13 protein-coding genes are annotated in these 14,834 nt (G+C 46.7%); 8 read left to right on the forward strand and 5 right to left on the reverse strand.

What is annotated here, in order from left to right; all coding sequences use genetic code 11:
- Positions 1–49 precede the first annotated feature (49 nt).
- Together RB298_RS19425 and RB298_RS19430 are read left to right on the forward strand one after the other, a co-directional pair.
- A complete protein-coding gene (locus RB298_RS19425; RefSeq protein ID WP_096773663.1) occupies positions 50–1,159 on the forward strand; it encodes a glycosyltransferase family protein in 1,110 nt (369 codons plus the stop codon).
- A 53-nt stretch (positions 1,160–1,212) separates the two neighbouring features.
- Positions 1,213–2,313, forward strand: coding sequence for a glycosyltransferase WbsX family protein (locus RB298_RS19430; protein ID WP_096773662.1), 1,101 nt, complete (start codon positions 1,213–1,215; stop codon positions 2,311–2,313).
- A gap of 35 nt (positions 2,314–2,348) precedes the next feature.
- On the opposite strand, the gene RB298_RS19435 is transcribed toward RB298_RS19430, so the two are convergent.
- A complete protein-coding gene (locus RB298_RS19435) occupies positions 2,349–2,774 on the reverse strand; it encodes a hypothetical protein (protein WP_228468928.1) in 426 nt (141 codons plus the stop codon).
- A 189-nt stretch (positions 2,775–2,963) separates the two neighbouring features.
- On the opposite strand from RB298_RS19435, the gene RB298_RS19440 reads away from it, so the two are divergent.
- The 3 genes from RB298_RS19440 to RB298_RS19450 all read left to right on the forward strand — a co-directional run bounded on the left by RB298_RS19440 (position 2,964) and on the right by RB298_RS19450 (position 5,768).
- A complete protein-coding gene (locus RB298_RS19440; protein WP_096773660.1) occupies positions 2,964–4,163 on the forward strand; it encodes a cytochrome P450 family protein in 1,200 nt (399 codons plus the stop codon).
- A gap of 287 nt (positions 4,164–4,450) precedes the next feature.
- A complete protein-coding gene (locus tag RB298_RS19445; RefSeq protein WP_096773659.1) occupies positions 4,451–4,945 on the forward strand; it encodes a DUF2243 domain-containing protein in 495 nt (164 codons plus the stop codon).
- A gap of 1 nt (position 4,946) precedes the next feature.
- The gene (locus tag RB298_RS19450; RefSeq protein WP_486048110.1) at positions 4,947–5,768 is read left to right on the forward strand and encodes a cytochrome c oxidase assembly protein; all 822 of its coding nucleotides are present in this window, start codon (positions 4,947–4,949) and stop codon (positions 5,766–5,768) included.
- Here the strand turns inward: RB298_RS19450 and RB298_RS19455 are convergent.
- The 4 genes from RB298_RS19455 to RB298_RS19470 all read right to left on the reverse strand — a co-directional run bounded on the left by RB298_RS19455 (position 5,765) and on the right by RB298_RS19470 (position 10,782).
- Positions 5,765–6,688, reverse strand: coding sequence for a VanW family protein (locus RB298_RS19455; protein WP_255250531.1), 924 nt, complete (start codon positions 6,686–6,688; stop codon positions 5,765–5,767). The two genes, RB298_RS19450 and RB298_RS19455, sit on opposite strands and share 4 nt — an antisense overlap.
- 189 nt (positions 6,689–6,877) lie before the next feature.
- A complete protein-coding gene (locus RB298_RS19460) occupies positions 6,878–8,128 on the reverse strand; it encodes a multidrug effflux MFS transporter (protein ID WP_486048112.1) in 1,251 nt (416 codons plus the stop codon).
- A 128-nt stretch (positions 8,129–8,256) separates the two neighbouring features.
- Entirely contained in the window at positions 8,257–9,819 is a 1,563-nt protein-coding gene (locus RB298_RS19465) for an ATP-binding protein (RefSeq protein ID WP_486048114.1), read from the reverse strand.
- Positions 9,820–9,999: 180 nt separating this feature from the next.
- The gene (locus RB298_RS19470) at positions 10,000–10,782 is read right to left on the reverse strand and encodes a YqzG/YhdC family protein (RefSeq protein ID WP_486048116.1); all 783 of its coding nucleotides are present in this window, start codon (positions 10,780–10,782) and stop codon (positions 10,000–10,002) included.
- A gap of 157 nt (positions 10,783–10,939) precedes the next feature.
- On the opposite strand from RB298_RS19470, the gene RB298_RS19475 reads away from it, so the two are divergent.
- From RB298_RS19475 to RB298_RS19485, 3 genes are read left to right on the forward strand one after another with little or no spacing between them, the layout of a single operon-like run.
- The gene (locus RB298_RS19475) at positions 10,940–12,439 is read left to right on the forward strand and encodes a spore germination protein (RefSeq protein ID WP_486048118.1); all 1,500 of its coding nucleotides are present in this window, start codon (positions 10,940–10,942) and stop codon (positions 12,437–12,439) included.
- Positions 12,440–12,445: 6 nt separating this feature from the next.
- A complete protein-coding gene (locus RB298_RS19480; protein WP_192571964.1) occupies positions 12,446–13,534 on the forward strand; it encodes a GerAB/ArcD/ProY family transporter in 1,089 nt (362 codons plus the stop codon).
- Entirely contained in the window at positions 13,528–14,637 is a 1,110-nt protein-coding gene (locus RB298_RS19485) for a Ger(x)C family spore germination protein (RefSeq protein ID WP_192571965.1), read from the forward strand. The genes RB298_RS19480 and RB298_RS19485 overlap by 7 nt, the downstream gene beginning before the upstream one ends.
- Positions 14,638–14,834 lie beyond the last annotated feature (197 nt).

Consider the following 14,834-nt stretch of genomic DNA (forward strand, 5'->3'; position numbering starts at 1 on the left):
ATGCACAGACATAAAATAACCAGATCATGTATGGCACAGGAGGAAAAGAATGCGGAAAGGATTTAACAATTACCGGAGAAAACTGAAGCGTATTCCATCTCGTAGATTGCGGCTTCATCGAAAAACTCAACGATATATTCGTAAAGCCATCATCCAAATGATGCCCCCAAATATACAACATTCATTGAATCCCAAAGCCCAGATCGGTCGGAAATCGGCTGATCCGATTGTCGTTAATCAGAAATCGAATCATTCTGTTGTTGAAACAAAAAAAATTAGCGTTTTAATTGTGTCTTCATTGCAAGGAGAGTCGTTTTGGCGAACGGAACAATTCATATCGGATCAATTCCATCGCTTGGTCAAAGAGGTTGTTTCAATCAAAGCTTATCCAGGCTTTACTAACCTCCTGTCTCAATATAACCCTGATTTATTGTTGTTTATTGGTCATGATGTACCGCCTGAAGATTTAAACATAATTAATACAATTCCCTTAAAAACGGCAATCTGGTTATCGGATGAACCGGGAGCTTCCGATTCGCTCAAACCAGTCGTTAGCGCATTCGATTATGTCTTTACCCAAAATACGTCCCATATCCCTTTCTACTGGTATGGCTCAGGGTGTAAGCAGGTCGTTCATCTGCCCTTTGCAGCAGACCCAACCATTTATTTTCCTAAGTCTGTCCCAGACGAATATCAATCGGACGTCCTTATTATTGGCGATGCAGGCGCGGCCGACCAAGAGTATTTTCAAGGGATACAGCTCTTGCTGAATAATAAGAAGGTTCGTATTTCAGGAAAAGGATGGGAAAATGAAGACATGGTTACCCCCATTCCTCCAGATGCAGAATTATCATATTTTTATAATGGTGCTGATATCATCATCAATTGGAGTTCTTCGAGCCGCCCTGCGTTCGATGCTTCTGCCTGCGGCGCTTTTCAATTAATAAAGGATCATCCGCATATATATGGATTTATGCGTCCCGGCGAGAATCTAATTGCCTTCCATACACCCGACGAACTTCAAGAAAAACTCAACCATTACATGGTTCATGTAGATCAAAAAAGACAAGTAGCCACCAATTCTCTATGGGGAAGCAAATACGAGTATTCCTGTCTTCAACTCGTGTCAAAACTTCTTCATGTCGTAATGCACAATTAACAATGAATTCGCACAACTTGACATGATAAGCTTGTTTTAGGAGGTATGATCGGTTGAAACTCATTGCTTTCTTGTTGCCGCAATTTCATCAGATTCCGGAGAACGACCAATGGTGGGGAGAAGGATTTACGGAATGGACGAACACGAGAAAAGCCAATTCGATTTATCCGGGACACCTACAGCCTAGAGAGCCATATGAAGATTACTATTATGATTTAACGGATCCTGCTACCCGAAGATGGCAAGCGGAACTAGCGCAATATTATGGCATATACGGTTTTTGCTATTATCATTATTGGTTCAAGGGGAAACAACTACTGGAAACGCCTTTCAAACAGGTGTTGAGCAGCGGGGAACCTCGAATTCCGTTTTGTTTGTCGTGGGCGAATGAACCTTGGACACGAAAATGGGACGGCGGAGAGCATGATGTTCTCATGCCGCAAGAATATGGTGAACAAGACGATTGGGAACTACACTTCTACGCACTATTAGATGCCTTCCGTGATGAGCGATATATACGGATAGAGAATAAGCCGATCTTCATCATATACCGTCCCGATAAAATATCATGCTGTGAAGATATGATGAAACATTGGAATATTCTAGCTGTTAAAAATGGCCTCGAAGGCATCTATTTCGTGCGGACGTTAGGTGGATTCCCCTTGGCCAAACAAGATTACTTTGATGCTAATTTAGAATTTGAACCGCACTATACCTTTGCGCATAGCGGATTAAATCGTTTGTGGTCATATATGAACATAGGCAACGAGAAGCATTATGTGTTCGATTATGATTTTGTATGGCAGTATGTATTAAATCGATCGCATCACAGGGATCGGAGCAAAATCTTTCCGGGCGCTTATGTGAATTGGGACAATACACCTCGTTTAGGATTAAGAGGATTAAGCTGCTTAGGAGCCAATCCCCAAAAATTCGGTTGGTATTTGACAAGGCAAATCGAACGTGCCGTTTCTTTGTATAATAGCGAGTTTTTATTCGTAAACGCATGGAACGAATGGGCTGAAGGAACGTACCTGGAACCGGATAAGCATTATCAATATCAATATCTTGAAGCTGTTCGAACTGCATTGAAGACTACAGGCTTCTATACAGAGCCGAATATAATGACGGATATACAAAAAAACGGGAGATGAAGTCTCCCGCTCAATATCACGTTTCAATAAATGTCTTATAATCTCTGAATGCCGATATTCACACTTCCTCCCGAATTGTCTATGAATATAACATAATCAAACCCATCGGTCCCTTTTAACACGAGACCCGGCTGACCTAAAATACTGGTAGCATAGAACCTAACCTGCTGAGCAACTGATCCTCCGGCCGGTACGGAAGGCATATTACTGGCTACCAACCTTTGCCCTGCCGTTACTACACCTGTAACATTAGCATTTTGTCCAACGCTTGCACTGCCGCCAACAGCTAAATGATTCAGGATGGTTTCACTTGAATTTACTTGTAAACTTCCTGCAATTGTTTGATTCTGGTTGACTTGCAAACTCTGACCTATGGTTTGATTGCCATTGACCTGCAGATCTTGTTGAATGGTTTGGTTTCCGGTAACCAATACGTTATCAAATGTAGGCAAATCTATCACTCCTTTACATTCTAGATCCTATATCTTATGTTGAATGATGAAATCGGTCATAGTTAAAAGCTGTATTCTTATATATTAATATAGATAAATATTGTCGAAGTCGGTCTCAAGACCATGTGAATTTGGTTATCCTCGTCTCCATATCATATAATGGATAAGAATCTATGTATCGAGAGGAGACTATTGCTTATGAAAGTCAATGCGAACGAATCTCCGAAAACAACTCTATTTACAGATGATTTCACGCAAAATCCTTATCCTGTGTACGAGAAATTGAGGCAAAGCGATCCCATTATGAAGCTGCAATTTCCGGATGGTCGTCATGGGTGGCTGATCAGCAGTTATGCTGAAGCCGTCGAAGCGCTCAAGGATGGCCGGTTCAGCAAGGACGTCGCGAAGGCAATGGGCGCGGAACAGACCAGCGTGTTCAGCACGAATATGCTGTTCTCCGATCCGCCGGATCACAAACGGCTTCGCGGATTGGTCCAGAAGGGTTTCACGCCGCAGAGAATCGCGGATATGCGCAGCCATATTCAAGAGATCGCGGATAACCTGTTGGATGCCGTCTCCTCCCAAGACACCATGAATCTTATTGACGAATATGCCTTTAAGCTTCCCATTATAGTAATCAGCGAGATTCTCGGCGTACCCGCCGAGGATCAGGACAAGTTCCGGGTATGGTCCAATTCCATCATCGGCGCTTCCAATCAGGAAATGAACGAGCAGGTCGTCCAGCATATGAACGAATTCATCGCTTATTTGAGGGACTGGTTCGCCAAGGTTCGCGAACAGCCCGGCGACGATATGATCAGTCAGCTGGTCATTGCCGAGAACCAAGGTGACCGCTTATCCGAACAGGAGTTATACGGCGTCGTTACCCTGATGATCATAGCCGGTCATGAAACGACGGTGAACCTGATCGGCAATGGCGTGCTTGCATTATTCGAGCATCCGGAGCAGCGGAAGCTTCTGCAGGAACAGCCGGAACGGATTCATGGCGCCATTGAGGAAATGCTTCGCTACAACGGTCCCGTTGAATTCAGCACTTCACGATGGGCCGCGGAGGACTTGGAATTTCACGGTGTCCATATGAAAAAAGGCGACTTGGTTGTCATCGCCCTAAATTCCGCTAATCGCGATTCCACACAATTCGAGGATCCCGATCTGTTCGATATCACCCGTGAGAAGAGCCACCACTTAGCCTTCGGCAAGGGAATACACCTCTGCCTCGGAGCACCGCTCGCCAGGCTGGAAGGTGAAATCGCGATTAACACACTCCTTCGCCGCTTTCCCGATTTCGAGCTTCAGGGCAATATCGACGAGCTGGAATGGAGGCCGGGTATGATCGTGCGCGGCGTGAAGGAGATCCCCATTTCACTTCGTTCTTAATATCCAGCAGAATAATATATTTACACCTAGTAAAAAGGCGAACCCTAAAAGTGGTTCGCCTTTTGTTTTTGGATATGTTCAATTCAGTTAACATATATAACAATATGTAAACTAATTAACTGATGAACAACGAGCTTTAGTCCTTTACCGAAGCGAATAATATATATCACTCGTTTTATCCACCCGGTGTTTAAGTTATGGATATGGTAATAATGGGTAAAGTTAGTAAGTATCACTTTGTAAAACGATGGCATTCAGAATTTTATAACAGAAAGAGGATGAGACGAATGAAGTCTTCTAAAACCCATGAAAATCAAACACAGCGCTCAAACTACGCCGAACGCAACCTATGGGCCGGCATCTTGTTCGGGTTAGGGCTGGTCGGATTTATCGATGAGGTGGTATTTCACCAATTGCTGCATTGGCATCATTTCTACGATAAGTCTACAAGCGATATCGGCCTTGTCTCTGATGGTCTGTTTCATGCTTTCAGCTGGTTTGCTACCATCGGCTCCTCGTTTCTGATTGCCGATCTGCACCGAAGGAACGCGTTTTGGGCTAAACGATGGATTGGAGGCATTCTGTTAGGCGGTGGCGCTTTCCAGCTGTACGACGGCATCATCCAGCACAAGTGGATGCGACTGCATCAGATTCGTTATTTCGTCGATATAAGACCCTACGACTGGGTCTGGAATCTGATTGCTGCCGGCATGATCATCGCTGGCATCATACTCATTGCACGAACTCGAAACCGCGTCCCTTCCCGGAAGGCCGCATCCTAAGATGATTAGCCATTCGTTTCATCATCATGGTGCCGGAATGTTCGAAGGCGCTGCTGTATGGCACCCTTGGGAATGGATTTTGGGTTTCTTCCTCGCTGGCCTAATTCTGCTCTATTGGACAGCTGCTGCGGTTTCCAACCGACGCCACCGCATATGGCCTGCCCATCGCTATGTTTGCTGGATTGCGGGATTGACCTGCATAGGTTTGTCGCTGGCTGGCCCGTTGGCCCAGCTTGCCCCTGCGAATTTCCCGGTGCATATGCTTGGGCATCTGCTGCTCGGCATGCTCGGGCCGCTGCTGATTGCGTTTTCAGCTCCAATGACGCTTCTGCTTCGGTCAATCAACGTGCTGTTCGCTAGAAAGATAAGCCGATTGCTTAAGAGCAAGCTCGTCCACTGTATCTCACATCCATTGGTGGCCGCTTTGTTGAATATCGGCGGCTTATGGATCCTATACACCACCGGGTTGTTCACGGCCATGCATTCTAGCCTAATTCTTCATATAGCCGTTCATTTTCATGTGTTTGCAGCCGGATATCTATTTACGGTTTCTTTGATCTACGTGGATGTGGTTCCCTACCGCCGAAGCTTTCGGCTTCGTGCGTTCATCCTGATCATTGCCATGGCGGGACACGGGATACTCTCCAAATACTTATATGCCCATCCGCCCGACGGCGTTCCTTTCGAGCAGGCAAAGCTTGGTGGAATGCTGATGTATTACGGCGGCGATGCCGTGGATCTCGTTCTCGTGTTGTGGATGTGCATGCAATGGTATAGGTCGTCCCGTCCGCGACCGGCATCGTTTCATCCAATCCCGGATTAATCGCCGCTTACCGGATTATGCTTGGTGTCGCTGGTCTCCTCCGGCAGGCTGTTGGATATGCTCGGTACATTGCGCGGCTTATATTCAATGAGTTCCGAAGAGTATATGGCTACGGTCATTCTTCCCCCGTTCCCGAATGCCCGAATGAGGATGGGTTGATTATAGGCGTTCTCAAAGACAAAATCCGGGCCTCCCCAGCTAACCGTAGCGTCTCGACCAGGCAGCACGTAAGGGACGTTCCGGCTGTGGGAGTAGCGCTTCACAATCTGCAAACCTGCACGGTCAATCGCATTATACAGCGTCGAAGAAACCTGACAGATTCCGCCCCCCACTCCTTCGGACAATTCGCCTCTTACGATCACGCCGGCACGTTTATACCCCCTGTCCACCGTTCTCATGCCGACGACCTCATTGAACGAGAACGTTTCCCCGGGGAATACGACTGCGCTGTCAATCGCTTGAGCAGCCAACGCGATGTTATGGGAACGATTTTTGTTATTGGAATTAAAATAGGTTACATAGTAGCCGATCGGCTTGACGCGAATGGAAGCCAGAAGCTCGGTGTCCACTTTCGGATATATCGGATACCTCGGCGCTTCGATGGAAGAGGCCCCGGTGCCGTACCAATACGAATAGTATTGTTCCAATAGCTTGCGTCGGTCCAGACGATGGCCGTTCTGACCCGGAACGATCTGACCGCTGCTGCCAATCTTGGCATTTCGGGCTTCCATATACGTCTTGCGATCAAGTTTATCCACCCATTGATCGTATTTGTCCATATCCAGCAGCGGGAACACATCAAGCGCATGTTCGCTTCGATTCACGCTTTCCATGACTTTGCCTTCCTGGGTAATCGTTAAATTGTCGTTCTCCGGTTCAGTCCCTTGCAGGAGTATGAACAGTAGGCTAATGACCGACATCCATTTCAAGTGGGTTCACCTGCTTTATCTTTGTGTTTTCCTCGTCTTCGTGCGTTTTTCCTGCTATGCCCGTTTACACATCTCTTTGGTATTATGATTGCATTCTAGGTAATTCATTCAGAATTGTTTCCTTAACCACAAAAAGAAACCCGCACATTCATCGTGCGGGCTTCTTTGCAAAAGACGATTTTATAAAGAGACTTTTGTCTCTTTCCTGCGGCTAATAGGCATGACGAGAAACAGAAACGAACTGACGGCCAGTAATTCAGCGATCCCGATGACGGTGCCCATAGGAGCTGCCGTCGTTCCGTCTCCAAGCCCGACAAGAGGGCTTGCGGCGGCGCCTAAGAGCAAAGGCAACAAGCCTAGTAATGCAGATGCACTGCCTGAAGTATGGGCTTCCTGCTTCTGCATCGCCAGGGATGTTGTCGTTGCGCTAACCATCCCTACGGCAGAGACGATCAGGAACAGCATCGGCGCAATGAGAAATAGTCCGCCGCCAAGCCATGTAATGGCAAGCAGCGATGTGCCGCCAAAGGCTGCAATAACAAGTCCCGTCGTCAGAAGTTTGGTTTCTCCTGTGCGGGAAGCCAACCTCCCGGTAATTTGGGAGAATAGGACGATACCAACCCCGTTAACGGCAAAGAATAGGCTGTACGTTTGAGGAGACACCCCGAAGATATCCTGCAGCACGAAGGGCGATCCCGAGATATACGCGAACATCGCGGCCGATACGAACGCTTGAGAGAGCGCATATCCGATAAACACGCGATCCCGAACCAGCGTACCGAAGGTTTGAAAGGTTTGCCTGATCCCGCCGCTGGCTCTATTCTCCTTGTTCAACGTTTCCGGAAGACCAAACCATACGGCAAGCAGCATCAGCAATCCAATCAAAAACAGGACGACGAATACGCCGCGCCAAGATACAAAATTCAGAATAAAGGCACCGAATACAGGAGCGATAATTGGAGCCAATCCGTTGATCAGCATCAGTAAAGTGAAAAATTTGGTCAGCTCCGAGCCGGTGTATAAATCCCGCACGACCGCCCTGGATATGACGATGCCGGCTGCTCCGCTGGCTCCCTGCACGAAGCGGAGCGCAACCAGAACCCAAATCGTCGGTGCAAATGCGCACAGTAAGGAGGTGACCGAATAAATAATCAGGGATATGATCAGCGGTGCTTTTCTCCCCCGTATATCGCTGAGCGGCCCGGCTACGAGCTGTCCAAGCGCCAGGCCGAGCAAAAATGCCGTCAAGCTTAATTGGGCTAACGATGCCGGTGACCCTAAACTTTCCGAAAGTTTAGGCAGTGCAGGCAAATACATGTCAACGGAGAGCGGTCCAAATGCCGATAGGGATCCGAGAATCAAGGCAAACTGCAGCCTCCTTCCGCGAGTCAGGACCATGGCTGAACCGGTTTCTTTGGTGGAAATCGACATACTGACAGATACTTCCTTTCTCTTGCAACACATTGATGCATGGGTGATATGCTGCTGGCAAACCATCTTGATTGCTAAGCAACTATTCTATCATAGGTTATTTTTTTGGATATGACCAACCATTTTTACTAGGACAGGGGCATGCGCAAAGTAAACGTTGTGCCAATGCCCAGTTCGCTATGTACCGTAATTCTCCCGCCATGATCTTCTACAATTTTCTGACAAAGGGACAACCCGAGCCCCGTCCCTTCTTCCTTGGTCGTATAGAACGGATCGAAAATTTTGGCAAGATTTTCATCGGCGATCCCTTTGCCGGTATCCTCGATCTGAACAACGGCCATCCCCTCTTCTGCTTTAAGCGAGATTCGAACGGAACCGGTATTTTCCATCGCCTGGAAGGAATTACGAATCAGATTGATCAGTACCTGGATGATCTTGTCCCGGTCCATCACGATTTGGATCGGCTCATCGCTTAAGTCGAGCAGAAACACATGTCCGTGCGAGGCCGCTTCGGATTCACATAAGGAGTAAACGCGCGTCATGCAATCCGATAGGGACTCAACCCTCATATTGCTGGCATGCGGCTTTGAAAAATGTAAAAATTCAGCCGTCAGCTCCCCTACCCGCGTGATTTCCCCCATGATAACCTCATACCAGGGCTGTATATTATAACTTTGATTTTTGGAAAGCTGTATAAAGCCTTTAATCGAAGTCAGCGGATTGCGTATCTCGTGGGCCATTCCGGCAGCGAGCTCCCCCACCATCTTCATTTTTTCCGTACGGATCATCTCCTCCTGGCTTCTCATCCAGGAATTGCGGCGCATTTGAAAAATCCGGTCCTCCGCCGTGCTGGTGATCTCCTGATACGTTAATGCTTCGTGCGGGTAGCAAGTAATGCTATACGTCACCTGTACGCCGATATGCTCAAAATTGAACATGGTGCTGTCGATGTTGACATGCTCCGGTAGCAGTACGGCAAAGCGGTCTCCCGCATAGCGCGAGGCGGCCAGCATGTCGTTCAGGAACAATCTCCGCAGAGCACGCGAGAACCTGATCAGTATCTCATTTGCGGTGGAAATGTCCTTTGCATTTAACGATTTAAAATTGTTGATATCGAGCAGCACCAGCTGAAACGGCTTGTTCACCTCAATGAGCTGCTGGACTTTATGCAAATACCCGTCATAATTCAGAAGACCGGTTAATGCATCATGGTACGTTAAGTAATCGTTCTGCTTATATAATTTCTTTTTCTCCGATTCCAGAAAGTTAACAAAATGAAATGAAATCACAATCACAAAGGAAGCCAAACAATCAAACACGGAGACCAGAACATTGTATTTCGTTAACGGCACGTAAGTCAGACGGATTAAGGAATACTGAAGAATGATCAGGAAGCACAGCGGCATCGTTTCCTTAAATCGTTCTTTGTTATGAATGGTATTAATGATCAGTATGTAATACAGGAGGATACACCAGTTTAATTGACTTACATAGTGAAACGCCCCAAGAAACAGAAAATGAACATAACGAAGCCATTCGTACTTTCGATCAAAAACAACGGATACGTACAACAAAGTTGCCGTGAGCAGCATCAAAGGAATGGACGTGTGATAACCGAGATAGACCGACGATACCATGATAAAAATCGATATCAAGGGAACAAATAGGAGCTTAAGGACTAAAAACGACAAAGCGAATCACTCCTAAATCGCTATTACTCGCGCATATTGTAGAAATCAACGAGGCAAGTTCCACCAAATATGGTACACCATATACATGCGTCTGAACAGCAGGAAAACACCACTTTCAACAAAGCCGCCCTTTATTTTCCTGAAAATGGCGTTATTCCTGCCGTCAATTGCTATTTTCAGCTAAATTTCCTCATAACGTATCGATAGAATCTGATCGGTTACCGGATGATACGAAACCGTGACATACACGCCGAATTCAACGTTCCCTTTCTTAAGCCACAGTTTGAACTTCTCCTCCGCCAAAACACTGGATATCTTGGTTCTGCCCATATACAAATAATCCACGACGTCCATATTATATTTCCGCTTGGTTTCGGTGACGGCTAAGGTTCCCCACTTGGCATAAGCAGGCTCTCTTCTGTTCACGGCATGAATCAAAGACTGCGCAATTTCGGTCAGTTCACGCTGTCCGATCTCAGTGGAAGCTCGATTTGCTGTAGTTATGAGATATTGCCAATCCGCCTTTTCAAATACCAACAGCTGCAGCGTATTGAGCGGACCCTTGTAGAATTTAGCGGTTGTCTGCTCCGTCAATTCTAATGCTTGAAACGATAGGTGTTCCAGCTGCTGTCTATTCTCAACGGGATATAACTCGATCCTGTAGTCGTTCTCGGGTTTAAATTCGTTTCCATAATGGATCTCCAAATGCTCGTCAAGTCCGGCATGCGTGCCATAACAACGACCATATTGATGCGTAAAAGCTACGGCAGGCACTTGCGGCGGGAGCTGGATTTCTCTGCCGAAACGCTTCTCGCAAGCCCTTATCGCCTCCTCTGCCAGCCCAGCACCGCTTTCAAAAATAGCCTGCTGAAACGAAAACTCCGAAGATTCCATAGTCGCCTGATCATTAACGGGTGTGACCCCGAGCGACAAAATGCTAGCGAATAATAGGGTCCCCAGCATGTTATTCCTCCTCCTAGAGATTGGCAGACTTTACCTGATCCTAAGATTCCCGCGGACGCTCTTCTTATTCCTGACTTGGGATTCGTTGGATAATTCTTTTGAAAAATACACACACTGTGACGGACTATGTTTGAATCCGAGGTGAGTACGCGTGGGGATGAAACAGAGATTAAAATCTATTTTTTTGGTCACTCATGAGCATTCTGAATCCGGCACATCTCTATATAATCAACAGGATCCCAACCCCCAAGAAGAGGTTTCGCTGACGCTGAAGCATGTCGCGGATCAGTTTGACGATTCGGCGGACTTTGTCCATAAGATCTATCTTCACGGGCGCCTTCATGTTATGTATTTCAGCCATTTGGTCAATGAGGATCGGCTGGAGCGGGATCTGCTTCCTCCCATTTTGAATTCCGAAAACCCGCTCGATTTGTTGACGGAGCAATCACAATATGAGCATGTAACGGATTCGAAAACCTATGTGGAAGGTATTCTAAGCGGTATGGCCGCGTTTTATTATGAAGATCAAGCTTTCATGATCGATGTTATTTTCCCGACATCCCGGACGGTGGCTGAATCCGAAACGGAATCCATCATTATCGGACCGCATGAAGCGTTTACCGAACAAGCCTATACGAATCTGTCTTTGATCCGCAAGAGAGTGCAAAGTTCTCATCTCAAGGTCATCAAACTTTCCGTCGGCGAAGTTACGAAATCGGATATCTATGTTCTGTATATCCAGGACATCGCGAATGAGAAATACGTCAAAGAAGTAATAAAGCGGGTCGAAGCTATAGAGATTGATGCCATTCACGATACAAACATGCTGATCCAGTGCATTGACGATGATCCGTACTCGATTTTTGCGCAATTTTTGACCTCAGAGCGGCCGGATACCATTGCCTCCAAGCTGGTTTCGGGACGAGTCGTTGGAATTATGGACGGAAGTCCCACTGCTTTTACCGCGCCCGCCAACTTTTTTGAATTTTTCTCGTCTTCCGACGATTATTACCAGAGGTGGAGCATTGGTACGGCGACCTTGTTCCTAAGGTTTGCAGCCCTTTTGATAACGGTGACGTTGACGGCCCTATATGTCTCGGTTACCTCGTTTCACTATGAAATGATTCCCGAGAATCTGATCCTTACGCTGACGGAGTCCAGAAGCAAAGTGCCGTTTCCTCCCATTTTCGAAGCGCTGCTCATGGAGACGACGATCGAGCTGCTGCGGGAGGCCGGGGCCAGGCTGCCTACCAAGATTGGACAGACTATCGGTATCGTAGGCGGTATCGTCATCGGCCAGGCGGCAGTGCAAGCCGGATTAACCAGTAATATTCTGATCATCTCCGTCGCCTCTTCGGCCATCGCTTCCTTTGTCATCCCGAACTATGTTATGAGCGCATCTTTTCGCTTGTTCCGTTTCGGGCTTATCGTAATGGCCGGTTTGTGGGGGAATATGGGACTAGCGCTTGGCTTGGCCTATATGGTCATTCACTTAAGCGGCTTGACGAGTGTCGGCTCCTCCTATCTAACACCCATCGCACCATTCGAGCCGTATGACTGGAAAGACGTATTTCTAAGACTTCCCTTTTCCACATTGGCCAAGCGGCCTACCCAAGTCAAAGCCAAAAACAAGGTCAAATTAAAAATGAAAAGGTGAGGCAACTTGAAGGAAAAACTATCCCAATTTCACACTGCGATCCTCATCTACATGATTCAAACGGGGGTCTACGTATTCAGCATTACGCAGGTAGAGGCCCAATATTTTGGCACAAACGGATGGCTCATTACGATCCCGGCATCCATCCTGGTCTGTCTGAACATTTATCAGATGTACTGGGTGTATCGACTGGGCGAAGGACAGTCGATTTTCGTCATTCTGGAGAAAAGCATTCCCAAGTTCATACTGGCCCCCTTCTATCTGGCGATCAGTACGGTATGGGCTTTGATCGGCTGCCTCGTCGCCAAGCAGTACGTGCTGATCTTTCAGATGTTTGCGTTCCCGACAACCAACCCGATGGTATTCAAGATAGCAATCGATGTCCTCGCTTTCATGCTGCTGACCAAGGGATTGTACAATATCTCCAAAGCTTCCACGGTCTTTTTTTGGTGTACCATTTGGATGAGTTTGCTGCTGCTGTATTATGCAGGGGAATTTCGTATTGAAAGATTAACCCCCTATATATTTAAAGACAGTTCCAACATGTTGGAAGGAATGTTTCAAATCTATTTGGCATACTTGGGTTATGAGTTATGCTTACTGTTGTTTCCCTATACCGATAAGAAAACCAAATTGTTCAGGGCCGTCATCTACGGAAATTTGATACGTTCGGTATCCTATACCCTCCTCGGCTTTGTTTCGTTTGGCGTCGTTGGCAGCGATATGCTGAAGGTCATGCTGTTCCCGTTACTGGATTTGCTGGCGTATATCAAACTTCCGTTTATCGAGCGAATCGAGAATCTTTTTTACGGCTTCTTCCTGTTCACGACCCTCATTACGCTAGTGCTTTATTTCTGGGCAGCGGGCGAAAGCACCCAACGTGTCTTTCCAAAAATCAAGATGAATGTGCAGTATTTCTTTATCATTCTTGCAGCACTGCTGATATCCTACATACCCTCCGTATTGAACCGAATCCGGGAGTGGCTTCTGATTCTGGGTTACATCCAAATCGGGTTTGCTTACATCATGCCGTTGATACTAATTATGCTGCTGCTGTGGCAGCGCAGAAAAAGGCAGCGTGATGCGCAATGTTAAAAAAATATGCATGCTTGTTCCTACTCTTATGCATCCTTCCTCTAGCAGGCTGCGGCGATCAACGCATCCTGGAAGATCTGGGGTTCATCCAGACGACCAGTTATGACTTGCTGCCGGATGGCAATTTATCGATATCGGTCTCCATTCCGCAAGCGGACCCGGAAACAACCTCTAAGCGGGAAGTGCTGACGGCAACGGCCAAGAGCAGCAAAGAAGCGAAGATGATTATGTCCAGACAAACCGGCATGTTGCTGGTAAGCGGGCAATTGCGGAACGTCCTGTTCGGGCTTTCGATGGCGGAACAGGGGCTGCACGGACATCTGGATACCTTGTACAGGGATCCTTCCATATCATCTCAAGTAAAAATAAGCGTGGTTGAAGGAAATGCCGGCGAACTGTTAATAGACGATTACAAGCAGCATCCGCGAACAGGGCGGTATATCGACATGCTGCTTGAAAAGGAGGCGCTCGGTCAGACCATTCCCAAGGTAACGCTGTTCAACTTTGCCAGGGATTATTTCGATCAGGGCGTAGATCCGGTTGCTCCAATAATTAAGAAGCATGACAAGAACTACATTACGACGAACGGAATTGCTTTATTTAAAGATGATCGCTATGTTGCTAAGATCGAGCCGCAGGATGCATTGATTTTCTCCTTTCTGAAGGGTAAGTTCAGAGAAGGTCAACTTAACATTGATCTATCGGAGGATCCTAAAGACAAGAAAGAAGTCGTCATGTTCAGTTCATTGATCAGCTCACGAAAAGTCAAGGTCGTGCACGGAGACCAGGGCATTGACAAAGTGATGTTTTACGTCAAGGTTTCCGGGTCCGTACTGGAATACATCGGCGATGCCAGGTTAAGCAATGACCGCGAACGGCATGAGCTGGAGCAGCGAATCAGCCAATATATCACGAAAAAAGGAAATGCCATGATCTCGATCATGAAACAGCATCAGATAGACAGCCTCGGAATCGGCAGGTACGTCCGTAACCGGATTGGCTATGAGCAATGGAAAAAGATGGACTGGCGGCAAGAATTGCAAAAGCTGCAGGTCGAATGCGTGATTGACGTTCATATCAAAGATTACGGGAAATTTAGATAAAACTTGGAAAGACCCCAATCGGGGTCTTTTTGTTGCCTAAAGTAATCGATTCCTTATGAGGTTTCGTTAAAACTCGTGATCTATATGTTATGTATTATAACATTAATATTGACTATTTCTTTTTCTAATGCTACATTTATCCAAAATAAACACCTTTGCGCAGCAAGTCAATCGATGTCAAACCTTATTTATGTTAT

This window comes from Priestia sp. BR_2 (assembly GCF_041954005.1).
Taxonomy (GTDB): domain Bacteria; phylum Bacillota; class Bacilli; order Paenibacillales; family Paenibacillaceae; genus Paenibacillus_AQ; species Paenibacillus_AQ lautus_A.